This window comes from Aquimarina sp. AU474, from assembly GCF_900312815.1.
GTDB lineage: Bacteria > Bacteroidota > Bacteroidia > Flavobacteriales > Flavobacteriaceae > Aquimarina.
This window is the reverse complement of record NZ_OMPE01000009.1, coordinates 720,076-743,548: the sequence shown is the minus strand read 5'-3', so window position 1 is coordinate 743,548 and position 23,473 is coordinate 720,076. Positions and strand designations below refer to the sequence as shown.

Sequence of the window (23,473 nt, the reverse complement as noted above, 5' to 3'; positions counted from 1 at the left end):
ATTTACTTATAAAAAAATTGCTCTTTTATAATTTTACCGCTTTCTACTTCGTAAACTATAATTTCATCAATATGTATTCGTTCTTCATTTTTTAGTGTTACATCGGTAATCATATGTATTGTAAAATGATCTAAACTTAGTAAAGGTTCAGAGATTGTAAAATGATTCCATTTTTTGATGTTAGAAAGAAATCTTTTTTCCTTTATGATCATGGCGTCTAAACCAAATACAGATCTCTGTTTGTACAACTCTGGCTCTAGGCTTATGGCATCTATAGTAAATAATTGTACTTGAGCATCTAAGAATTTCTTTTGTCGCAATAAATCGACAAGGCTATTAGCTATTTCCTGAATTTTCATCATTTATTGTATTTTTCATTTTTAAAATATGCGGGCCTCCAAACAAGGCTTCCAAAGATGATTTTAAACCGATCTGTCCACGTTCTACATCTTTTCACATCATTCCAAATATTTTTATATTCAATAAAATTGATCGTAATAGGATTATTCGAATTGATGTTTTTGGTTAATCCATAAACTACCTTTTCTTCCTCTCTTTGAAATGTTCCAAACAATTTATCCCAGATCATAAGGACACCGCCATAATTTTTATCGAGATATTTATGATTAGATCCATGATGTACTCTATGCACTGATGGCGTATTAAAAACTTCGTCTAACCACCCTAATTTTACTATTCTTTCGGTATGTATCCAGGTTTGATATTGAGCTACAAAAACTAATGATATGATGGCCTGAAAAGGATTAAATCCAATCAATATCATCGGAATAAGAAAAATCCATTCTATAGCACTTTCAATTAAACTTAAACGCATAGAAACAGTTAGATTATAATCTTCAGATGAATGATGCACACTATGATTAGCCCATAAGATTCTATGTTCATGCTCGATACGGTGCATCCAATAATAAGTGAAATCGGCCACAATTAAACTTAACATCCAGGTCCATGTAGTCATCGGTATTTCAAAGGGAATACTGTGATAAATAGGTAATAGACAAATAATACCGATAGAACCAAATATAGTTTTCTCTAATAATTGACCGAGAAAAAAAATAATGATATTAGCTCCGGTATCTTTCCATCGTCTTTCTTTGGATGTAAAAACATCAAGCAAAATCTCGAAAACAATAAATGAAATGTTGATAATAAAAAAGTAACCTACATAAGTTAATACTGCTGAGGTTTCAAAGAGGCTAAAGATTTCTTCTAAACGCATTTTAATTTTGTTTATATCACAAAAATAATGGCAATATTAGTTGCAGTGTTTGTCAATTTTGGACAATTGTTTACTTGATTGGGATGTAGATTTCTGTGAGAAGTTCATTTACAGGAGTATCCTTGTCATCATTTAGAAAAAACTCTAGAGTAGGCTTATCTTCTAATTCTAAGTTTACATTAGACATCCAATGAGAGTAGATATAATCGTAGGTTATTAAAGAACTTTCGTGACTGCCTTTATGTAAGAATTTGGCATACTTTTGAGGAGCAATAGTTTTTATTCTGAATAACCCTTCCAATTCAATTTTTAATGAGGGTTCTATGACAATTCCTGCATTATATCTGCAATGCACATTGTCTGTAATTTCATTATCGTCTAGTATTTCTGCAAGACAAATGGTGTTGTCATCAACTAATTTATTTTTGAAAGCATACTCCATGAGTTGTTGCCATACTTGTTTTATTCCTTTTAGATTTTCAAAAGAGCCTTGATAAGTGAGGTATAAGATATCCAACGCCGGTAATTCCTCAATTTTAAAAACTAAAGTAGATTCCTGATGTATACTTTTTGATGCAATAGTTTTTTGTACGATATGTTGTTTGAGCTCTTGAGTTGCCCTAAATTGTGAAGGAGTACAATTAAATTGATTTTTGAAAGCTTTGCTAAAGGCGGCTATATCGGCATAACCAATATCAAAAGCAATATCAGAAATATTTGTATCCGAATATTTAAGATACTGGGCAGCTTTCTCTAATTTTAATCTTTTTATATACTTACCGATAGTTTCATGGTGTAGAGACAGAAAAATTCGATTAATATTTCTGTAAGAATAAAAAGAAATATCCTCAATATCTTGAATTGTAATATCCTCTTTGAATCTAAGGTCCAAAAACTCTAATAAGGATTTATATCTATCAAGTTGCGTTGGGTTGCCCATATATTTATCTTTTAATAAAGATACAAGTCAAATAGAAGAATCAAGTTGTCCATTTAGGACAATTGAATTACCTTTTTTTCATTCCCTCCAAAAACTCCCCCATTTTTTGATGTACTTTTTGTATCCCTTTTAATGGCCGTATCATTACTTTGATATCTTTTAATTTCCCTTCTTCATCAAAAGTGAGCATATCTACACCTTCTACTGTTACATCATCAATTTTTGTGGTGAACTCTAATATACTGTGCTCTTCATTAGTTACTTCACGTACATATTTAAAATGTTCATTAGCAATAATATTACCTGCGGCAACAAGATAAATACTAACAATATTTTTTCCTTTTTGAGGTGTCCAAACAACAGGAGAATGCAATACTGCCTCATCGGCAATGAGTTGGTCTAATTTCGAAAAGTCACGATGATCTACAAATTGATGCCATAAGGCTAATCCTTTAGAATTATTCATGGTGTTGTTGATTTATTAATAAATTGTTCAGTACTCACGCAGTATATATTCCATCCTTTTAGCTTATTGTCATTTTCTCGTGCATAAAAAAGAAATTTTCCATCTGCAGTAATATAGGGATTTCCTTGTCCATTTTGATTAATACTTGGGGGTAGTTTTTTAGCAAAGGACCATTGATTAGTTGCATTTTTATGGCTAATGTATAACTCTAGTGGTTGCCCAATGGCCGCATAAATTAAATAATCATTATCTGGAGAGATATAAGGAGTACAATATCCATTGGTGTTTTTAGGAGTAAGAGGTACTTTACTCGCATTTTGAAATTGCCCATTTTTTTCTTCAGAATAATAGATACTCATCTCACTATAATCGGTATTGCTAGAGTGAAAATATAAGGTGCCATCCTTTGCTATAGTGGGATGTGAAATTAATTTATCACTAAGATTTGGAATGTTTACATATTCTGGATTAGTCCACAGGCCTTTTACATTCTTTGATTTCCAGATATGCCATGTGTTCGAGATAGTGTCTGTTAATAAAGGTCTTGTAGAGCTAAAATATAGAGTATTCCCATCTGGAGAAAAACTCATCCCATGATCACTAAATGTACTATTAAAGAAAGCATCTTTGGGTTGGGACCAATTCCCGTTAGAATTTGTAACGACTTTTACATCAAATTTTTTAAAACTTTTGTCCGAAACGGTATAGTAGTATGAAGTATAGTCGTTTGAAAATACTCCTCTATGTATAAGTAAGTCATTTTTGGCGGTTAGTTCGGGCATAAAAGGAATTGGTAAATCCTTCGGTATCGAATTTTTGAAAAACAATTCTAAGGTATTTGATTTTTTATGTTTTTGATTACAACTTGCAGTGATACATAACACTAGTATTATTTTAAATAGATACTTCATTAAACTGTTCATTCTTTTAAGCGAATGATAATTAAATCACGCCCGCGCAAATTTTTAATCGCAAGATTTTCTTAACAGATTGAATAACTTGTTTTTGATAATCTTGATCATTTTTCATTTCAGCAAGGATACTATTCATTGTCTTTTTCTCATCTTGAGGCATTAAAATCATGTCGCAACCTGCTTTCGAAGCTAATAAGGGAGCATTGTCCAGGATAGTAACCGCTTTCATAATATTTAAAGCATCAGAAACGATGATGCCATCAAAACACATCCCGTCTTTGAGTAAGTCGGTGATAATTCGTTTTGAACAGCTTGATGGTAAACCATTAGTTCCAAAAGTATCATTGTTTACTACAGTAATATGAGCGATCATAATTGATAACACACCATCTTCGATAATAGGAATGTAATTATCTACTTCTTGTAGAGGTCCATCAATATAAACACTTTGTTTATGGGTATCTCCTTTTACGAGTCCATGACCAGGAAAATGTTTGGCAGTAGCAACGATTCCTCCTTCTTGGGTACATTTTATAAATCGATTTGCGAGATTAATTACAGAATCTTTATTGTTTCCGTAACTACGTGATTTGATAGCTTCATTGCTTGGACTTATATCCAATACAGGGGCAAAATTATGGTGTACCCCAATTTCTTTAAGCTCTTTGTTGATAATATTTACCACAGAATCAGATTTTGCACTTGTCTTTATTTCTATGGTTTTACCAACATCCTTAGCTCCTTTGATTCTACTTGCAAATAAACTAGGTTCGGCATCCATACTAAAGATGAGAGGAAGTGTTTTATTTTTTTCTGAAATGCTATTCAATTCATTAATGGTTGTACTATGCGTCTTTTTACTTCCTTTAAGAAAAACAACACCACCAATGATATCTTCTTCGGCTAATTTTTTTACAGTTGCTTCTGGCTTGCCTAATTCTCCAGTACAGCTAATGATCATTTGCGCTACCTTTTGTTTATCAGACAAGGTGTTAAAAATAGAATCTACGGCATGATCTAGTGCAGGATTATCACTATAAAAATCATTTAGATTAAAAGTCGATTCTTGTGCCGTACCTATTATAGGCGTAAAAATAAAAGCAAAAACAAAAAGTGAAAAATATTTCATATTTGGGTAAAGTATATTCGTGTTACATTAACATTGAATGGGCACATCACTAAGTTGCCCCCATTCACTCCAGGAACCGTCATAAACAGACATATTTTTATATCCAGCTAACTCTGCCGCTAACATGATAATACAAGCGGTGATTCCCGATCCGCAGGTAAATATCAGTTTTTTATTTTCAATATTAAAATCTGCAAGAATCTCCTTTAATTTATGTTCTGATTTCATTTTTCCGTTATCCAGTACATCGTTGTAATGAAGATTCATAGAATTCGGGATATGACCTCCTTTCAAACTTGCCCTAGGTTCTGGTTCTTCGGCTTTAAATCGGCCAGGTGATCGAGCATCAAGAATTAGAGTATTTTTATTATTCATTTCTTGAAGAATAGTATTTGCATTCGAAACCAAATCAGGGATAAAAGAAGCTTTAAAATCTCCTTGCTTGTAGTTAGTTGTATCACTTTCTGATTCACATGGAAGATTGACTTTTTGCCATTCAGGAAATCCTCCATCAAGAACAGCAACATTTGTATGCCCCATTATTTTCAACATCCACCATACTCGTGCACTAGAATATATTCCTAGTTTGTCGTACACTACAATTTTGTGATGATTACTTATGCCTAAATCTCTACAAGACTCTTCAAATATTTGTAGTGAAGGAAGCATATTTGGAATATCTGTTTTGGTATTTGAAAAAGCTTTCTTGATATCAAAAAACCGAGTGTTTTTTATGTTCTTTTGTTCATTGTTTTCTCTAGTGTCGCTGGTAACTTTTTTAATGGTAGCATCCAAAACAATAAGATCAGGATCATTAATATGTTCTGAAAGCCAAGAAACAGAAACTAGAGGTGAGGTAATTTTTGATGTATTCATGATACTGTTTTAATAATCACGAGGACATAAATTTATCGAGCAAGTGATTTGTTTTTTGAATAAGTTTTTTCTTGAAAAAACCTGTACCCCCAAGTAGTTTGCCTTTAAAACCCATAGCTTGTGATGCCCAACGATGAAGATTAAAATGATCTGTATGTTTTATGATTTTGTCATCTTTAAACTCGAATTGTGCATCAATTTTGTTATGAACAGATCTTCCTGTTTGACTAAAGGTATACCAAGCTTCCCAATGTGCAGATCCTGTATGTTCATTGACTTCGATATTCGAGAATTCTACTTTAAAATTCTTAGCATTTTTACAAAGCATTTGCCACATGGCTTTTGCACGATCTCCATGTAGTTTTCCAAATCCAGGATCTTCAAAAACGATATCATCATGATAACAGGATGCCATAGTTTGTGCATCACGATTATTTAGAGCAGTATAAAAAGTTTCGATTACTTGTTTCATAGATTTTGTGCTAAAAAAGAACTATGAAGATAAGCATAATTAATCTAGCTTTTCGGCCAATTTTTTAAATACTTTTTTGGGATTCTTATTTTCATACAATATGTCATGTACGGCGTCGATAATGGGTGTTCTTGCAGCTGCCGTGGCATCTAATTCATAAGCGGTTTTGGCTGCATAATATCCTTCGGCAACCATATTCATTTCCATCTGCGCACTTTTTACTGTGTACCCTTTGCCAATCATGTTTCCAAACATTCGATTACGAGAGAAAATAGAATACCCTGTTACCAATAAATCTCCTAGATAAGCAGAATCATTGATATTGCGTTTCATCTTATGTACTTTCTTGATAAAACGTTTCATCTCCCGAATTGCATTACTCATTAAAACACTCTGGAAATTATCGCCATATCCAAGTCCATGAGCAATACCAGCTGCGACAGAGTATATATTTTTAAGTACTGCAGCATATTCTGTTCCTATAATATCATCACTAGTTTTGCATTTGATATAATAACTGCTTAGATGATCTGCCATAACCTGAGCTTTTTCTTGATCATTCGAAGCTATTGTAAGATAGGATAAACGTTCAAGCGCAACTTCTTCTGCGTGACACGGCCCTGTAATAACACCAATATTATTAAACGGAATATGATATTCATCATGAAAATGTTCACCTACAATTAATCCTGTTTCTGGTACAATACCTTTAATAGCAGAAAAGATAACTTTATCTTTTAAAGAAGCTGTTAATTTTTGTAGCTCACCGTGTAAAAATGCTGAAGGGATAGCAAAAATCAAATAGTCTGCAAATTCTACAGCTTCATTAATGTCATTAGTAAGTCGTAGCTGTTCTAGCTTAAACTCTACAGAACTTAGGTAATTTGGATTATGCTGTTGCCTCTTTAAATGTTCAATGGCATATACGCTTCGCATATACCAGCCTACTTCATTTAGATTTTCGGTAAGCATTTTTACAAGGGCGGTTGCCCAACTACCACCACCAAGAACTGCAAATTTTGGACTTTTTTCCATAAAAATAGTATTGGGTCAAAAATAAGTAAAATAGAGTTCAAAATAAAAGATTGATAATCAATACACTACAAGTTTGGCACATGTTTTGGTTTTCTAGATAATAGAAATTGAAAACACACAGCTTATGAAGACGTTAAAATTACTTTCGATTATTGCTTTAGGTTCGATACTGTTTACCTCGTGCGTTGCAGAGGTGGTTATTGAAGAAGATGTATTTATAGAAGAACCTTCAATTAGTTTAAGAACCTTATTGAGTACATATGAAATTTGGTATGTAGATATAGAACGTACTACAGGAAATGGGGAGATTCCTTTTTTACAAAAGGCTTTCACGATTTCTTTTAGAAATGGTACTTTTTTTGCTAATAACAACTTGGTAGGTATAGGAGATAATGGTGGTGGATTTGGTTTGGATGTTGGGAGTTATGATACGTTTAGAATGGAGGTCGATATTGATCATGATATAGATGGATTATATGAATTGGCGGTTAATCAACTTTCTAATAACGAAATAGAATTATACGATAGGATTACTAATACCAGTTATTTTTTGATAGGACATCAAAGAAGTACGTTTGATTATGATAGAGTATTTTATGATAATATCCATTATTTCCTTCAGGAATATGAAACATGGGAAAAAGTATTTACTAGTGAGTTTGGTGTATTGAATGAGTTTGATGAAGAAAATTATATCCAATTCTTATACTATGGAGCTGGCGATAATTTTAAAAGTTCTCAGGATCGAAATGGATTGCCAATTGATAATATATTTTACGATTATACAGGGCATTATGAGGTAAGAGATATCGCAAATAATTTTTATAGGAAAACTTTAACACTTGATTACGAATATCTGGGCAATGAATACTTTGAGTTATCCGTTATAAATGACAGTAAAATAGAATTGTTTCATCCAACATCCGGAACGGTGTATGAATTTGAAGGTAGGGGACATCTACTCTTCAAAAATTCTGAAAACGGAAAAAAGATTCAGAATGATATTAAAAGAATTAAAAAAGCCGATCTCAAATTAAGAAAGCTTTTGAAATAAAAAGCAAAGATCGCGCTAAACAATAAAAACTTTTTGGTTGGTTATTTAGTTGGAAATCGCTCTACATGAGAAATCTTGTTTGGGCGATTTCTTTTTTATAGAGATTACGAATCAATTTAATCTCAATACCTTTAAATATTTGAAGAATTGATTTTTTTAAGACATATTTTTTAAAAAATCACTCAAAATTAACTTTAGAATGGATCAAAATTTAATTTATCTGCAAAACACAGTATCTTTACCTTTTTAAAAAGAACAAACAACATGGCAACAGCAATATTAGATTTCGGAATTCAGGAAGCGTTACAACAACTTGGCGTTTCTGATCAAAATAAAGGAACATCTACGGGGTCAAATTGGTTTTCTTCAAACCAAGAAATTTCTTCGTACTCTCCAGTAGACGGAGAATTGATAGGAAAGGTCGAAACTACCACCAAAGAGGATTATGAAAAAGTAATTCAAACAGCACAAGAGGCATTTTCATCATGGAGAATTATGCCTGCTCCTCAAAGAGGAGAAATAGTGAGACAGTTTGGTGAGGAGCTTAGAAAAGTAAAAGAACCTTTAGGAAAATTAGTGTCTTATGAAATGGGTAAATCATATCAAGAAGGTTTAGGAGAGGTGCAGGAGATGATTGATATATGCGATTTTGCTGTAGGATTGTCAAGACAATTACATGGATTAACCATGCACTCAGAGAGACCTGGGCATAGAATGTATGAACAGTATCACCCTCTTGGTATTGTAGGGATTATTTCAGCATTTAACTTCCCTGTTGCCGTGTGGGCATGGAACACTGCTTTAGCTTGGATATGTGGTGATGTTTGTGTTTGGAAACCTAGTGAGAAAACACCACTTTGTGGTATTGCTTGTCAAAATATTATTGCCAAAGTATTAAAAGAAAATAATCTACCAGAAGGAATTTCTTGTTTAATTAATGGTGATTATACGGTAGGAGAAATGATGACTACAGATGGTCGTGTTCCTTTGGTATCTGCAACAGGATCGACTCGAATGGGTAAGATTGTAGCGGCTACTGTTGGACAACGATTAGGTAAATCACTTTTAGAACTAGGCGGTAATAATGCTATTATTGTAACTCCTGATGCTGATATAAAAATGACCGTAATCGGAGGTGTTTTTGGAGCTGTAGGGACTGCCGGTCAACGTTGTACATCGACTCGAAGATTGATTATTCACGAATCAATTTATGACAAGGTTAAAAATGCAGTGGTTGATGCATATGGGCAATTAAGAATCGGTAACCCATTAGATGAAAATAATCATGTAGGCCCATTAATTGATACTGATGCTGTAAAAGGATATCAAAATGCTTTAGAAAAAGTAGTAGAAGAAGGAGGGAATATTGTGGTAGAAGGAGCAGTACTTTCTGGTGAAGGTTACGAAAGTGGATGCTATGTAAAACCTGCAATTGCCGAGGCTAGTAATTCGTTCAAAATAGTACAACATGAAACTTTTGCTCCTGTGTTATATTTAATAAAGTATAGTGGAGAAATTGAAAACGCTATCGAAGTGCAAAATGGAGTTGCACAAGGATTATCTTCAGCAATTATGACCAATAATCTAAGAGAAGCCGAAAGGTTTTTATCTCATGCCGGTTCTGATTGCGGAATTGCAAATGTGAATATAGGGACTTCTGGAGCAGAAATTGGTGGCGCATTTGGTGGTGAAAAAGAAACTGGTGGCGGTCGCGAATCAGGATCCGATGCATGGAAAGTATATATGCGTAGACAGACCAATACTATAAATTATACTACAGAATTACCGTTAGCTCAAGGGATCAAATTTGATTTATAGGCTTTAACTTTAAAGAAAAATAATGTATAAAAAAAACACTCCATGTATTGGAGTGTTTTTTTTATACACGCTATTGCGTAACTTTAAGAAAACTAATGGGCTTATGAAAAGAAGAGAATTCACTAAAAAAATGGGCATTACTGCGGGTGTATTAGGCATAACTACAATGTATTCATGCAATAATGAAACGAATGTTTCAGATTTAAAAAAAGAAATTGATTGCCCTTCACAATTTAATGTTACTAGTGATCTGTCCCAAAAAATGTATGATCGTGCATTAGAAATTACCAAATCAAAAGTTAGAGGAGGTGTCACAGAGGCTTTTTTCAAAAAACCTTTTATAGACGCCGCTTTTTCTCAAAATATTTTTCTTTGGGATACTTGTTTTATGGTATGCTTCGCAAAATACCATCTAGACGAACTCCCTGTGCATCAAGCATTAGATAATTTTTATGATCAAATAGAGGATGATGGTTATATCTGTAGAGAATACAGGCATGATGGCACACCTCTTTGGTCCAAAGAACATCCGGTATCTATTAACCCGCCCTTATTGGCTTTTGCCGAGCTAGAATTGTATTCGGTTTCTAATGATAAAGAACGATTAAAACGAGTATATCCTATTTTAAAAAAGAATTTTGATTTTTTGGTACGAACCTATCAAATGGATGATGATCTTTTTTATGCAGATACATTGGGTATGGGAATGGATAATATACAACGATACCCAAAAGATTGGAACAATGATGGTAAGGGTATGACTCATCATGAGCTTGCCGATAAGCTTGGAAAACTCAATGTTACGGGTGAAGAAAGACTGAATACTTTTATTACCGAATATCCCGTAACACTACAGGGATTATGGAACAAACAAGGTAGGCTCGTAGATTTTTCATGTCAAATGGCAATGCTTGCAGATCAACTCAAAACTATAGCGGATCATATTGATGAATTTAGAGATGTCGAAACATACACAACAATTCATAGTACCATTAAAAAAGCAGTAAATGATTTATGTTGGAATGAAAATGATGGTATGTATTATGATCTTGGATTTGGAAAACAAATTATACGTAAACATATAGGTATGTACTGGGCACTTTTAGGAAAAGTAGTACCAGAGGAACGATTGGATCGCTTTGTATCTCATCTTGAAAACCCTAAAGAATTTGGAAGACGAACTCCTTTACCAGCACTTTCGGCGGATGAAACTGATTATAAGGGTTGGGGAGATTATTGGAGAGGCGGTGTATGGGCACCCACTTCATATATGGTCCTAAAAGGGCTTACAGCATATAAGCAACATGATGTGGCACAAAGAATTGCCAAAAAAACATATGATTCTGTTGCAGAGGTATTTGCAATGACCAATACATTCTGGGAGAATTATGCTCCTGATCTGGTGTCTTATGGTATGCCGGCTAAGAATGATTTTTGCGGCTGGACAGCACTTATACCCATAGCAGTGTACAGAGAATACCTCACCTAAAGGAGTAAAACGCAACCTTCTCGTTTAATATGCATCTTAATAACATAAACGAACAAAAGGAATTATAGATGAAAAAGCTATTGGGATTAATGAGCATTGTATTTTTTGTTGCTTGTGGTGGAGACGATAATACAGATAACCCTATACTGTGCACATTAGATTTAAGAGCTGGTATTGAAGTAACAGTTAGAGATGGGCTTAATGGAAATTTTTTAACCGAAGGAGTAACGGTTGTAATCGTAGACAATGAGTATACAGAGACTTTAAAAAACGGAGAGGGTTCGAATAGTTTTTTTGGAGCTTATGAACGAGCTGGTACTTATATAATTACGGCGAGTAAAGCGGGTTATGATGATACTTCAAAGGCCGAACCAATTATTGTTAAAGAAGACGTTTGTCATGTCATTACCGAAAAAGTGGAGATAATTTTACGAAAAAATCAATAATTAGTTAATTTTTCCTAAATTTTAAGAAAATAGTTTAAGAAATTAGGTTAGATTTGCGAATCACTCACAAATCAGCTTAATAAAATGAAAACAATTTTATTCTATCTCAAACGTTCCGTTTGGGCGGTTTCCCTTTTCGGGATGATGACATCCGTTAACGCTCAAAAAATTCCGGGACTACAAACAGAAGCAAATTCAACTCAGCAAAGGGCTTCGCTTTACAAACAATCTAAAATTTATGACAGTGAACATGGAGCTAAGGAACTTGAACCAACTAAGGTCGGTGATCGGGCAATAGATCGATACAATTATGACTTTGCAAGGTTTAAGGATCCAGCTACTGGTAAGATGCCGATTGGTATCCGGGATTTAGAAATTAATTTTTCCGAAAACATTCCTGTAGGTACAGAGCTTAAACAATCTGTTGCGGCAAAATCTTCTTCAAAATTTGGTCGTTTTTCGTATTGGAGAAACCGCGGACCATTTAATGTAGGTGGTCGTACAAGAGCACTAGCTATTGATCGCACGAATGAGAATATCATCTTTGCAGGTGGTGTATCTGGTGGCCTTTGGCGTTCTACAAATGGAGGTGAAACTTGGAGAAAAATTACAAATCGTAGACAATCTCCTAGTATTACCGATATTGTACAAGATCCAAGGCCAGGAAAACACAGAACTTGGTATTATGCTACTGGAGAACGTTTTGGAAACTCTGCAAGTGCAGGAGGAGCATTCTACACAGGTACTGGAGTCTATAAATCTATTAATGGAGGTAGAACTTGGAGATTATTAGAAGCTACTAATGATAATGATATTAGAGCAATTTCTCCTTTTGATGTGATCAACTCTATTGTAGTTGATCCAACTAATGGAGATGTGTATATAGGTACTATAGAAGGTTTACATAGATCTCAAGATGGAGGACGTACTTTTACCGAAGTTTTAGAAAGTGGATTTTTAGGAACAGTAGAAGTAGAAGTAACTTCTGCAGGGCAATTATACGCTACTATACGTAGTTCTGCACAATCAAACCCAGGATTCTTTACTTCTGATGATGGTGATACTTGGACCAGTATAACTCCAGATTTTCTTCCTGCTACTATAGGTAGAACAGTAATGGGAGTTAATCCATCAAATGAAAATGAAGTGTATTTCTATGCTCAAAATGTTGGTGCTGGTGGAGCAGCTTTTTTATTAAAGTATGATGCTGCTGGCGAAGAAGAAGAGGTGTGGACAGATTTATCTGCTAATCTTCCTCCTAATTTTGAAACTAGAGGAGGAGTATTTAACCTTCAAGGAGGATATAATATGTTTGTTAAGGTAAGTCCTGCCGATCCAAACTTAATTTTTGTTGCAGGTACGAATTTATATAGATCTACAACTGGATTTACAGAGCCAACAGGAAGAGATGGTTGGATTGCGGGTTACCAACCAGCAGTAAATACATTTGCACAATATACTAATCAGCATCCAGATCAGCATGCATTAGTTTTTTACCCATCTAACCCAAATAAAGTATTATCAGGTAATGATGGAGGAGTATATGTTGCCGAAGATATTACAACAACAAATGATGGTATTGAACCAGTAGAATGGATTGACCTAAATAATGGATACATTACTACACAACCTTATCACGTGTCTTTTGATCCTGAAGCGAACAGTGATGATTTAGTTGCAGGTTTTCAAGATAACGGAACTTGGTTTACAAATTCTACTGATGGTACTGCTGCTTGGGAAGAAGATTTCGGAGGTGATGGTACGTATACAGCCATTGCAGATGGTGGAAGTACACGATATGTATCTTCTCAAAGAGGAAATGTATTTAGATTTAATTTTGATGAAGAAGGTGAATTCGAGTCATTTGCAAGAGTAACACCTGCAGGAGCAACTGGTTTTCCTTTTGTTACTCAATTCATTTTAGATCCTAATAATGATAATATCATGTATTTGCCAGCAGGTAATAGAATCTGGAGAAACAATGATTTAGATGGGATTCCACTTTTCTCTAATGCGGCTACTTCAGTAAATTGGGTAGGTTTACCAAATTCAGATACACCAGCAGGAAGTACTGTTAGTACTTTAGCTGTTTCTAAATTCCCTGTTGCTAACCGATTATATTACGGTACTAATAATGGTGGGATATTTAGAATGGATAATGCAAACCTAGACAATCAAGAAGCTGTAGATGTTTCTACAGGAAAAGGATTGCCAGAAGGTTTTGTTAATGATATTAATGTAGATCCATCTAATGCTGATAGAGTTATCGTAACATTTTCTAACTATAGAGTAATTAGTGTATTCCTTACAGAGGATGCAGGTGAAACATGGACAAACATAAGTGGAAACCTAGAAGAAAATGCTGATGGAAGTGGAAATGGACCATCGGTAAGAAGCACAGCATTCTTAGGTAGTAGCCAAGGATTTTTTGGAGCAAGATTACAAAGAGTATTTGCTGCTACGAGTACAGGTTTATACTACGCGAATAGATTAAACGGTGAGAGAACTCGTTGGATCAAAGAACCATTTGCTATTGGTAATGCAGTTACTGATGAAGTAGTAACTCGTGATGATGGGTTTATAGCTTTAGCAACTCATGGTAATGGATTATTTAGTGCTAGATTCCCTGTTTTTAATAAACAACCAGAATCTACCTTAAGCGTAGCTTATCTTTTAGAAGATATTAGAATTGGTGAGAATAGCGAAGATATTCAGGTAAATGTTGAAGATCTATTCGTAAGTTCTAATGGAGCACCAATTGATATTGAATTCACGAATTCTAATCCAGAATTGGTTACTGCTACCTTAGAAGGAGATGTTATTACAATTTCGGTTTCGCCAGATAGTTTGGGTCAAGCAACAATAGGTTTAATTGCAACATCTGGAGGAGAACAAGTAGCCGAAGGATTTACAATTAATGTTGTGGAATTTGCTATTTATGAGCAGATTGATCCTTCAATTGGAAGTCGTCCTTCTCAATTCTTTGCAGATTTTGGAGCTTTGGTAGAATCATCTGATGATTTTACAATACCAGAAGGAAATTCTTGGACAGTAGAAAGAGTATTTGCTTCAGGAGGAGCAAACAACACTCCTGTATTAGATAATGCTACAGTGGTGATTTATGCAGATAATAATGGGGTACCAGGAGATGAAGTTTATAATAGTGGTGAGCTTGCTCCTATATCAGATCCAACAGATACTAATTTGGAGATTGCGTTACCTGAAGCTGTTGAATTGGCAAGTGGAAACTACTGGTTAACGGTATATGCAAACTTGGCGTTTAATCCGGCTCAAACACAATGGTTCTGGTCATCACAAAATGGAGGTATTGGTCAAGAAACTCAGTTTAGAGATACAAATAATCTGTTTGGAACTGGTTCAGTAGATTGGACACCTTCATCCGTGGCTTTTGGTGGTGATCCTCGAGATCAAATTTTTCAAATTTATGGAGAGGTAAATGCTACTGATGGTGGCGGTGTACCAGAAACAGAAACTACACCGTTGGCAACTTTAGAAGCAGAGTTTAATGCTTTGGTGTTGCCTAACCCATCTACAGATGTCTTTACATTTAACTTGAGTAGTTTAAACTCAAAAGGTAAGGTGTCAATAGATATTTATGATATAAGAGGTGGTATGGTATATCAGCAATCTAATGTAGATACTAATTCTAGATTTACTTGGGATGCCTCTAGCCTGAGATCAGGATTCTATTTTGCAAGAATCTCTAATGGCCCAACGCTTAAATTAGTTAAGAGATAATATTTTTTATAAAATATTTATATAAAAGGAGTTGATATAATCAACTCCTTTTTTTATTTTCAAGGTTATGAATAGGATATGGTATATTTTGATAATGGTAGTATTGGTTTCTTGTAAAACTAATACAGTTGCTCAGGAGAAGCAATCTGAAAAAAATACAAAACCCAAAGTGGAGAAACCAAAACTTGATGATATTCAAGATCAGCAAAACCAGCGTATCGATCCAAGTACAATATTGATTACAGGATCTATACAAGGAGTTTTTAAAGATTCGAATATATGTGGAAAATCATATAAGGCTTCTGCAATATTAAAGGTGAAACAGATTGTAAATACTGGATCTGGGATTGTAAATCCTATTTCTGCAGGGCAAGAAGTTAGATTGGGTTTTATTTCTCCTAAAGCTAACGATTTCGAGAGTTTAAAAAAGGAAGTAGTAGTTGGTAAAGAATTCTCTATTAAGGTAATGGAAGGTTTGTGTCCTGATATGGGACAAACATTATATGAGATTTTGAACTTTCAACTTCTCAACTAAGGTCTTTTCCTTTTTTCCTTTTTGATTAGATGTTTGTAGATATTTGAAAAAGATGTTTATCAGGTTGTTACCGAAAAAGCGGAGATAATTTTACGAAAAAATCAATAATTAGTTAATTTTTGCTAAAATTTAAGAAAATAGTTTGAGGAATTAGGCTAAATTTGCGAATCACTCACAAATCAGCTTAATAAAATGAAAACAATTTTATTCTATCTCAAACGTTCAGTTTGGGCATTAGTTATGCTGGGGACTATTGCATTTACCAATGCCCAGCAATTTGGCCTTCAATCTCAGGCAAAACCGTCAGAAAAAAAACAAACACTAAAAAACCAACAAGTTTTTACTAGTGATGGTGGTTCAATAGACTATCGTAACATTATGCTTAAAAGAGAAGATGCTATTAAAAGAGCAGAATTCGAATTTGAGCGAACAAAAGATCCTTCAGGTAAAATTCCTTTTGGGATTCGGCAAGCCGAAATTGAATTTTCTAGCAAGATTGCCGTTGGAGATGATTCTCAAAAAGCATTACAAACGGCCTCAAAATCTGGTAAAAGAGCACGTTTTTCGTACTGGAGAAACAGAGGGCCAGGCAATGTAGGTGGAAGAACCCGAGCATTAGCTGTCGATCGCACCAATGAAAATGTGATCTTAGCAGGTGGAGTTTCTGGTGGTCTTTGGAGATCAAGAAATGGAGGTAGTACTTGGAGAAATGTAACTAGAAGATTTCAGAACCCTAGTGTAACTGCAATTGTTCAGGATCCTCGACCAGGTAGAGGTTTTACTTGGTATTATAGCTCGGGAGAACGAGTTGGAAGTGGTATTAGCGCAGGAGGTGCTTTTTTTCAAGGTAACGGTATTTATAAATCGCAAGATGGAGGCCGTACTTGGGAGCAATTGAATGCTACAATTAATCAAAATATTGGTGCTTTTGATTCTGCATTTGATCTTATTAATGATTTGGTTATCAATCCAATTAATGGTGATTTATTTGTAGCTACATTTAATGGACTTTTTCGATCTCAAGATGGAGGAAATTCTTTTAATGAAGTACTAGAGACAGGGTTTGATAGTTTTGTAGAAGTAAGTATTACTTCTACAGGTATACTTTATGCTTCAACATCATCTAATGGCGCACCTAATACAGGTTTTTTAACGTCTAATGATAATGGAGAAACATGGACAAACATTACACCTCCAAATTTTATCGCTGCTTACGGAAGAAGTAAAATAGGAGTGGATCATTCAAATGAGGATGTTGTATATTTCTTTACACAAGATAGAGACCCAAATAATCAAGCAGTTCTATACAGGTACGACGCATCAGGTGCAACACCAGAAGAAACCTGGGTAAATCTTACGGCCAATTTACCATTTTCTATACCGATTAATTTTGGTATTGGTGATTTAAATCTTCAAGGAGGATATAATATGGTAATGGAAGTACATCCTACACAGTCAAATATTGTATTTGTTGGAGGGACATGTTTATACAGATCTACAACAGGGTTTACAACTCCTGCGGGAGTGGAAAGCTGGATAGGAGGAAATGGCCCTGGTGAATTAGATGTTTTATTAAACACTATCGGTAGAGGAGCCTCTTATACTAATCAACATGCAGATCAGCATGCATTAGTATTTTTCCCATCAAATCCAAATAAAGCTGTTACTGGTCATGATGGAGGATTGTCATTGACCGAAGATATTACTGTTGTTAATGATCAGGCAGAACAAGTAACCTGGACTTCATTAAATAATAATTACGTAACAACTCACCCTTATCACGTTGCTTTTAACCCGCAATCTGAAGATGAAAATCTTTTAGCAGGTTTTCAAGATAATGGTTCTTGGTTCACTAATTCTACAAACCCTAGTGATGATTGGATCGAACAATTAGGAGCAGATGGGGGTTATAATGCTATAGCCGATAATGGTAGTACACATTACGTTTCTGTTCAAAATGGAATTATTCGTCGTCTTAACCTTGATGAGGAAGGAAATAGAGTGTCTTTTGCTACAGTTCATCCGGCGGGTGCAAGTGGTTTTGCATTTATCAATCCGTTTATATTAGACCCAATTCATGATAATGTGATGTATGTTTCAGCTGGAAATACGATATGGAGAAATAATAATTTAGATGAGATTCCATTATCTTCGAATGCTCCTACACCAGTAAATTGGGTAAATTTGGAAACTTCTGCAACACCGGCAGGTAGCAGAATAACGGCATTAGATTTATCTAAATTCCCAGTAGCTAATAGATTGTATTACGGGACTAATACTGGTCAAGTGTTTAGAATGGATAATGCCAATGTCGATAATCAGACAGCAGTAGATATTACTACAGGAAAAGGATTGCCAACGGGATTTGTTAATGATATTAATGTAGATCCTTCTAATTCTGATCGTGTTATCCTTACGTTTTCCAATTACGGTATTCCTAGTGTGTTTATTACTGATGATGCAGGAGAAACATGGACAAACATTAGTGGTAATCTTGAAGAAAATCCAGATGGGTCAGGTAATGGTCCTTCTGTAAGGAGTACTGCTTTTTTTGGAAGTAGTCAAGGGTTTTTTGGAGCTAGATTGCAAAGAATATTTGCAGCAACCAGTACTGGTTTATATTATACCACTAGATTGAATGGCCAGAATACAGTTTGGAGAAAAGAAAATGTTAGAATTGGAAACGCTGTGACCGATGAGGTGGCAGTCAGAAAAGATGGATTTATAGCTATTGCATCGGGAGGTAGAGGAATGTTTAGCGCTCGTTTCCCGGTACTTAATAAGTTACCTGAGCCAACTTTAAGTGTTGCATTTCCTCTAGATGATTTTGGAGTAGATGAAAACAGTGAAGATACAGAAATAGATATTACTGGCTTATTTGTACAATCACAAGGGCGACCAATTAATGTTGAAATCACTAATTCAAATCCAGAATTGGTAACAGTAACATTAGTAAACAATACGTTAACCTTATCTTATACCTCTGATTCTATTGGAGACGCATCTATTGGTTTAATTGCGACTTCTGGAGAAGAACAGGTCTCTGAAGGGTTTACAGTTAACGTATCAGAACCTTCTATCTATGAGCAAATAAATCCGCTTGTAAGTACAATACCTTCTCAAAATTTCTTAGACTTTGGTGCTATAGTACAATCGGCAGATGACTTTGTTGTCCCTGAAGGAAATACATGGGATATTAATAGAGTACTTGCTTTTGGTACTGTTAGAGGAAATCCAGCATTTAATAGTGTAAATGTTGTTATTTATAATGATAATAATGGAGTTCCGGGTGATGAAGTATATAATAGTGGAGAGTTAGCTCCAACATCAGAGTTAAATGATTCGAATTTGAATTTAACCCTTCCAGAGGCGGTACGTTTAGAAAGTGGTAATTATTGGATATCGGTATATGTGAATTTAGCATTTAATCCAGGGACAAATCAATGGTTTTGGGCATCTCAAGATAATTCTATAGGTAATGAAACTCAATTTATTGATCCAGTTAATCTATTTGGATTTGGAGCTGTAGATTGGACCACTGCATCAGTGCCCTTTCAAAGAGTTCCATTGGATCAAAGATTTCAAATTTTTGGTGATGTTACAGGTTCAGATGCTGATGAGGCTGAAGGAGAGACAGAATTGGCATCTATAGATGCTTTTGGAACTGCTGCAGTATATCCTAATCCATCTGAAGGAGAGTTTATCTTTAATTTTGGAGATAAATTGTCAAAATCTGGTGGGAAAACATCAGTTAGAATTTTTAGTAGTACAGGAAGATTGATACAAGTTAATTCTGATATTAATCTAAGTAATGCTTTCGTTTGGGATGCCTCAAATTTAGCTCCTGGATTTTATTTTGCAAAATTCTCAGGAGGTATGACAGGGGTGTTTAAATTAGCTAAACAATAATTAATTTCTAGTATATATATTAAAGGAGTTGAACATTCAACTCCTTTTTTTTATTTTTATAATATGAATAAACTAGTTTATATTATCGTAACCTTATTGGTGATTTTTTCTTGCAAGTCTAATTCGCTTGCTCAAGAAAAATTTTCAAAAAAAGAAAAACCTGATATTGAAAACCCAAAGGGCGAAAAACTCAAAACAGATATGAGTAGTGATAGTGCCATCGTAAATGATACAATGATAATTGGTGGTGGATTGCAACAGGACAATGTTTTGGAACCTGGAGCGATGCATATTATGGGATCGGTTATAGCGTTTTATAAAAGCACAAATATTTGCGATAGACCTTATAAAGCTGCCTTAAAAATTAGAATCGAAAAAATTCTTAAATCAGGATCAGGAATTGTTAATGTATTATCAAGCGGTCAGGAAATTACATTAGGATTTATAAGCGGTGTTTATACCAAAGATCTTAGTGCATTACAAAGTGAAATGAAATTAGGCAAAAACCTTTCAATCATGGTAAAGGAGGGTTTATGTCCCAATTTGGGTAACGATACAGTATATGAAATTATGCGCTTTAGTACAAAATGATCATTAGGATAAAACTGTTAATATAGCGATCACAATAATGAATACAATAAAAGACTTTGATTTGGAGTCTAGATATGTATTTATTTAATTAATAATTGATGACAATAGATTATTACACTACAATCTATTGATTACGTTGGAGAAGCACCTCTAGAAAAAGGAAGTTATACTTACGAATTGAATGTAAATATTCAAGAAAATGCGCTACTATTAGCATCGGTATAAGAATAATCCAAAGAAAGCTTATGTTACGAGAAATACCTATAACAGATGTTTCTTTACCTTGCACTATTGTTTCAAACAAAAATGATGAACGAAGGTGTAATGATCAAAGATATATCTAATACATGCATAGGTAAGACACAGCTTACTTGTGAGAAATACTTTTTTGTTCTACGAACTCAATTTAATTACTTAGAAAGCATCACGAAAACTCCAATAAGTAAAAGAATAAACAAAACGAAAAAGAAAATTTTCCAAAAAGAATATGGTCTGTTTCCAGATATAGTTCCGGTTTGGCCATTAATGTAAAAGTTGTAGGTTTTACCACTATACCGATAAGCACTTATATATACAGGTAGTAAAATATGTTTAAAGGTTTCTTGAGATAAACTCATATCAATGCCAGTAACTCTTTGTGTATCTCCACCAATATCTTGTCTTGCCCAAGAAGTGGCTATTCGTTCGGCTTCTTTGGTAGAAGATAAATGACCATCCTTTAGAGGGATGGTATATTTTTCGGTAACAAATCCAGATAAAAAATTGGTATTAAAAGCTTCTAAATCATTTAATTTCCAATTGGATATTTTGGAAGGGATAGGTCTTTTGCGTTGATGGGAAGCTTTGATAAGAGTATCATCTACAAATCCATCAATACTACCAGACACTGGTGTCCATCTTGTTCTGCGTTCTTGTCTTGTTTGTTGTACTGTTTTACCATTTACTTTGGTAGTGTATGGTACGGTAACATAATAATAATCACCTCGCTGACCACTATAGCGTGCAAAAAGTTGTGCGTCAAAAGTCCAATAGGGTAAATACAGTCCTTTTGTGTTTTGAGGATCTAAAGCTGCTTTTTTAAGATTATTAGGAGCAAACCATAAGCTTTTGACCCATTTTGAAAAGATTTGATGTGATTTTTTTTGATCTAATTGAAATGGAAGAACGGCTCCAGGCAAAATCCAATCCTCTTTGTATGCATCTTCAATAATTAGCGGCATAGTGCAATACACACAATGAAGAGATTTATAATTTTCTTCAATGTGTTGGTTAGCACCGCAATTTTTACAATGCAACATCATGATTTCTTCAGAATGAGACTGTGAACCCATTTCTTGTAAATAGGGTTTGAGCTCCAATTCTTTAAAACCATCTTGATTTTGAACAATGGTCTCTTCATGACCACAGTACTCACAGGTTATTGATGTTGTACCGGGTTTATATTTTAATTCTGCCCCACAATTAAGGCATGATTTCTTTTGTTCTGAAACCGCTTTTTTTTCTTCTTCCATAAACTATCATTTGGGTGTATACCCAAATCTCTTCAAAATGAATCAAAATTTTTTAGTTTCCAGGTAGGGGTGGAGGAGTGCTTCCGCCCAAGAAAGATTTCAATTCTTCTACATCTTTAAGTGCTGTCCAATTTGCCATTCCTTGTTTCCAAACCAGAGAATCCTTATTTACAGTTCTATTAGCAAACAAGGCCTTTAATTGATCAAAAGATACTGGGCCACTTTGTTGACCGTTGCTCGCATAAAAATATTGTACCTGTACTGGCATTGGCGGTGGAGCTACTGGTGATGTTGGTTGTACTTGAGCTTGTTGCTGCCCAGCCATTGGATTCATCATTCCTCCCATTTGTTGGGCGAGTACAAATCCCATTCCCATACCCATTCCAGCTCCAGCAGTCCCGCCTTCATTGGCTGCTGCCGCTTCAATAGCTTTTGCAGTTTTAAATTTGGTAAGCTTGTCAAGATCTAACTTATCAATTCTGCTATACTCAAAGATTTCTTTCTTCAATTCTTCTGGCATCGATACATTTTCGATAAAGAATTTTTCAAGAGAAATACCTACAGAATTAAATTCGGGTTGCATTACCTCTTGGCAAGTTTCAGATAACTCGGTAGTATTTGCAGCATACAATTCTATAGGTAGGTTAGCCTCACCAATAGTATCTGTAAAGCGAGTAGAGATTAAACTTTTTAAGTGTTCGTTAATTTCAAAATTGGTAAAATTGGCATCGGTACCTACAATATCAACGATGAATTTACCAGCGTCATTAATTTTAAAGGCATAAGTACCAAAGGCTCTTATTTCTACTAATCCAAAACGATCATCATTAAGCGTAATAGGGTTTTTGGTTCCCCATTTCTCATCGGTAAACAAATGTGTATTTACAAAATATACCTCAGCTTTAAACGGACTATTAAACCCGTATTTCCAACCTTTTAAGGTTGCTAAAATGGGTAAATTTTGAGTGTTTAGAGTATAAGTCCCTGGTGTAAACACATCGGCTAATTGTCCTTCATTTATAAAAACTGCGGTTTGTCCTTCTCGAACAATAAGCTGCGCTCCGTTTTTTATTTCATTTTGATAGCGTTCAAATCTATGTACAATGGTATCATCTGTGTAGTCTAACCATTCTATAATATCAATAAACTCGTGGCTAAGTTTTTCCTTTATTTTGTCAAAAATTCCCATGGATAAGCTGATTTTTAATTTGTGTCCTAAAGCTACAAAATAGAATGATTGAAGAAAAATTTATTTCGTTTGTAATTGAAGTTACGATTATGTATTAAAA

At 34.5% G+C, this 23,473-nt stretch carries 19 protein-coding genes; 8 read left to right on the top strand and 11 right to left on the bottom strand.

Annotated elements, in window-relative coordinates; all coding sequences use genetic code 11:
- Positions 1-2: 2 nt before the first annotated feature.
- The 9 genes from DK508_RS16865 to DK508_RS16825 all read right to left on the bottom strand — a co-directional run bounded on the left by DK508_RS16865 (position 3) and on the right by DK508_RS16825 (position 7,072).
- Positions 3-362: a SnoaL-like domain-containing protein gene (locus tag DK508_RS16865; RefSeq protein WP_160114766.1), complete on the bottom strand. Its 360-nt coding sequence runs from the start codon at positions 360-362 to the stop codon at positions 3-5.
- Positions 359-1,240, bottom strand: a complete 882-nt coding sequence (locus DK508_RS16860; protein ID WP_109301960.1) for a sterol desaturase family protein — start codon at positions 1,238-1,240, stop codon at positions 359-361. Before DK508_RS16860 ends, DK508_RS16865 begins: the two co-directional genes overlap by 4 nt.
- Before the next feature lie 70 nt (positions 1,241-1,310).
- Positions 1,311-2,180 (bottom strand): GyrI-like domain-containing protein, encoded by an 870-nt coding sequence (locus tag DK508_RS16855; protein WP_109301959.1) that lies wholly within the window; start codon positions 2,178-2,180, stop codon positions 1,311-1,313.
- Between the two features lie 67 nt (positions 2,181-2,247).
- Positions 2,248-2,646 (bottom strand): nuclear transport factor 2 family protein, encoded by a 399-nt coding sequence (locus DK508_RS16850; protein ID WP_109301958.1) that lies wholly within the window; start codon positions 2,644-2,646, stop codon positions 2,248-2,250.
- Entirely contained in the window at positions 2,643-3,557 is a 915-nt protein-coding gene (locus DK508_RS16845; protein ID WP_160114765.1) for a PD40 domain-containing protein, read from the bottom strand. Before DK508_RS16845 ends, DK508_RS16850 begins: the two co-directional genes overlap by 4 nt.
- Before the next feature lie 31 nt (positions 3,558-3,588).
- Positions 3,589-4,689 (bottom strand): glycoside hydrolase family 3 N-terminal domain-containing protein, encoded by a 1,101-nt coding sequence (locus DK508_RS16840; RefSeq protein WP_109301956.1) that lies wholly within the window; start codon positions 4,687-4,689, stop codon positions 3,589-3,591.
- Positions 4,690-4,716: 27 nt separating this feature from the next.
- On the bottom strand, positions 4,717-5,565 hold the full coding sequence (locus DK508_RS16835; RefSeq protein ID WP_235016427.1) for a sulfurtransferase: 849 nt from the start codon (positions 5,563-5,565) through the stop codon (positions 4,717-4,719).
- Positions 5,566-5,581: 16 nt separating this feature from the next.
- The gene (locus DK508_RS16830; protein WP_109301955.1) at positions 5,582-6,037 is read right to left on the bottom strand and encodes a nuclear transport factor 2 family protein; all 456 of its coding nucleotides are present in this window, start codon (positions 6,035-6,037) and stop codon (positions 5,582-5,584) included.
- 39 nt (positions 6,038-6,076) lie between these two features.
- The gene (locus tag DK508_RS16825; protein ID WP_109301954.1) at positions 6,077-7,072 is read right to left on the bottom strand and encodes an NAD(P)H-dependent glycerol-3-phosphate dehydrogenase; all 996 of its coding nucleotides are present in this window, start codon (positions 7,070-7,072) and stop codon (positions 6,077-6,079) included.
- Positions 7,073-7,196: 124 nt separating this feature from the next.
- Between DK508_RS16825 and DK508_RS16820 the strand changes: the two genes are divergently transcribed.
- The 8 genes from DK508_RS16820 (at position 7,197) to DK508_RS16785 (ending at position 20,673) form a co-directional block, all read left to right on the top strand.
- Positions 7,197-8,126, top strand: a complete 930-nt coding sequence (locus DK508_RS16820) for a nicotinic acid mononucleotide adenyltransferase (RefSeq protein ID WP_109301953.1) — start codon at positions 7,197-7,199, stop codon at positions 8,124-8,126.
- Positions 8,127-8,390: 264 nt separating this feature from the next.
- Positions 8,391-9,944, top strand: coding sequence for an aldehyde dehydrogenase family protein (locus DK508_RS16815; RefSeq protein WP_109301952.1), 1,554 nt, complete (start codon positions 8,391-8,393; stop codon positions 9,942-9,944).
- 103 nt (positions 9,945-10,047) lie between these two features.
- On the top strand, positions 10,048-11,433 hold the full coding sequence (locus DK508_RS16810; RefSeq protein WP_160114764.1) for a trehalase family glycosidase: 1,386 nt from the start codon (positions 10,048-10,050) through the stop codon (positions 11,431-11,433).
- Between the two features lie 68 nt (positions 11,434-11,501).
- Complete coding sequence (locus DK508_RS16805) at positions 11,502-11,879, top strand: hypothetical protein (protein ID WP_109301950.1); 378 nt, start codon at positions 11,502-11,504, stop codon at positions 11,877-11,879.
- Between the two features lie 84 nt (positions 11,880-11,963).
- On the top strand, positions 11,964-15,638 hold the full coding sequence (locus DK508_RS16800) for a T9SS type A sorting domain-containing protein (RefSeq protein WP_109301949.1): 3,675 nt from the start codon (positions 11,964-11,966) through the stop codon (positions 15,636-15,638).
- 67 nt (positions 15,639-15,705) lie between these two features.
- Positions 15,706-16,173, top strand: a complete 468-nt coding sequence (locus DK508_RS16795) for a hypothetical protein (RefSeq protein ID WP_160114763.1) — start codon at positions 15,706-15,708, stop codon at positions 16,171-16,173.
- A gap of 192 nt (positions 16,174-16,365) precedes the next feature.
- Complete coding sequence (locus DK508_RS16790; protein ID WP_109301947.1) at positions 16,366-20,082, top strand: T9SS type A sorting domain-containing protein; 3,717 nt, start codon at positions 16,366-16,368, stop codon at positions 20,080-20,082.
- 63 nt (positions 20,083-20,145) lie between these two features.
- Positions 20,146-20,673 (top strand): hypothetical protein, encoded by a 528-nt coding sequence (locus DK508_RS16785; RefSeq protein ID WP_109301946.1) that lies wholly within the window; start codon positions 20,146-20,148, stop codon positions 20,671-20,673.
- Positions 20,674-21,083: 410 nt separating this feature from the next.
- Here DK508_RS16785 and DK508_RS16780 read toward each other — a convergent pair whose 3' ends face one another.
- Both DK508_RS16780 and DK508_RS16775 read right to left on the bottom strand, forming a co-directional pair.
- Positions 21,084-22,184 (bottom strand): DNA helicase PriA, encoded by a 1,101-nt coding sequence (locus tag DK508_RS16780; RefSeq protein WP_109301945.1) that lies wholly within the window; start codon positions 22,182-22,184, stop codon positions 21,084-21,086.
- A 52-nt stretch (positions 22,185-22,236) separates the two neighbouring features.
- The gene (locus DK508_RS16775; protein ID WP_109301944.1) at positions 22,237-23,373 is read right to left on the bottom strand and encodes an SPFH domain-containing protein; all 1,137 of its coding nucleotides are present in this window, start codon (positions 23,371-23,373) and stop codon (positions 22,237-22,239) included.
- Positions 23,374-23,473 lie beyond the last annotated feature (100 nt).

Excerpts from the sequence above, each read along its gene's own strand:
- DK508_RS16865 (WP_160114766.1), bottom strand. The coding sequence starts at position 362 with ATGATGAAAATTCAGGAAATAGCTAATAGCCTTGTCGATTTATTGCGA.
- DK508_RS16860 (WP_109301960.1), bottom strand. The coding sequence starts at position 1,240 with ATGCGTTTAGAAGAAATCTTTAGCCTCTTTGAAACCTCAGCAGTATTA.
- DK508_RS16855 (WP_109301959.1), bottom strand. The coding sequence starts at position 2,180 with ATGGGCAACCCAACGCAACTTGATAGATATAAATCCTTATTAGAGTTT.
- DK508_RS16850 (WP_109301958.1), bottom strand. The coding sequence starts at position 2,646 with ATGAATAATTCTAAAGGATTAGCCTTATGGCATCAATTTGTAGATCAT.
- DK508_RS16845 (WP_160114765.1), bottom strand. The coding sequence starts at position 3,557 with ATGAAGTATCTATTTAAAATAATACTAGTGTTATGTATCACTGCAAGT.
- DK508_RS16840 (WP_109301956.1), bottom strand. The coding sequence starts at position 4,689 with ATGAAATATTTTTCACTTTTTGTTTTTGCTTTTATTTTTACGCCTATA.
- DK508_RS16835 (WP_235016427.1), bottom strand. The coding sequence starts at position 5,565 with ATGAATACATCAAAAATTACCTCACCTCTAGTTTCTGTTTCTTGGCTT.
- DK508_RS16830 (WP_109301955.1), bottom strand. The coding sequence starts at position 6,037 with ATGAAACAAGTAATCGAAACTTTTTATACTGCTCTAAATAATCGTGAT.
- DK508_RS16825 (WP_109301954.1), bottom strand. The coding sequence starts at position 7,072 with ATGGAAAAAAGTCCAAAATTTGCAGTTCTTGGTGGTGGTAGTTGGGCA.
- DK508_RS16820 (WP_109301953.1), top strand. The coding sequence starts at position 7,197 with ATGAAGACGTTAAAATTACTTTCGATTATTGCTTTAGGTTCGATACTG.
- DK508_RS16815 (WP_109301952.1), top strand. The coding sequence starts at position 8,391 with ATGGCAACAGCAATATTAGATTTCGGAATTCAGGAAGCGTTACAACAA.
- DK508_RS16810 (WP_160114764.1), top strand. The coding sequence starts at position 10,048 with ATGAAAAGAAGAGAATTCACTAAAAAAATGGGCATTACTGCGGGTGTA.
- DK508_RS16805 (WP_109301950.1), top strand. The coding sequence starts at position 11,502 with ATGAAAAAGCTATTGGGATTAATGAGCATTGTATTTTTTGTTGCTTGT.
- DK508_RS16800 (WP_109301949.1), top strand. The coding sequence starts at position 11,964 with ATGAAAACAATTTTATTCTATCTCAAACGTTCCGTTTGGGCGGTTTCC.
- DK508_RS16795 (WP_160114763.1), top strand. The coding sequence starts at position 15,706 with ATGAATAGGATATGGTATATTTTGATAATGGTAGTATTGGTTTCTTGT.
- DK508_RS16790 (WP_109301947.1), top strand. The coding sequence starts at position 16,366 with ATGAAAACAATTTTATTCTATCTCAAACGTTCAGTTTGGGCATTAGTT.
- DK508_RS16785 (WP_109301946.1), top strand. The coding sequence starts at position 20,146 with ATGAATAAACTAGTTTATATTATCGTAACCTTATTGGTGATTTTTTCT.
- DK508_RS16780 (WP_109301945.1), bottom strand. The coding sequence starts at position 22,184 with ATGGAAGAAGAAAAAAAAGCGGTTTCAGAACAAAAGAAATCATGCCTT.
- DK508_RS16775 (WP_109301944.1), bottom strand. The coding sequence starts at position 23,373 with ATGGGAATTTTTGACAAAATAAAGGAAAAACTTAGCCACGAGTTTATT.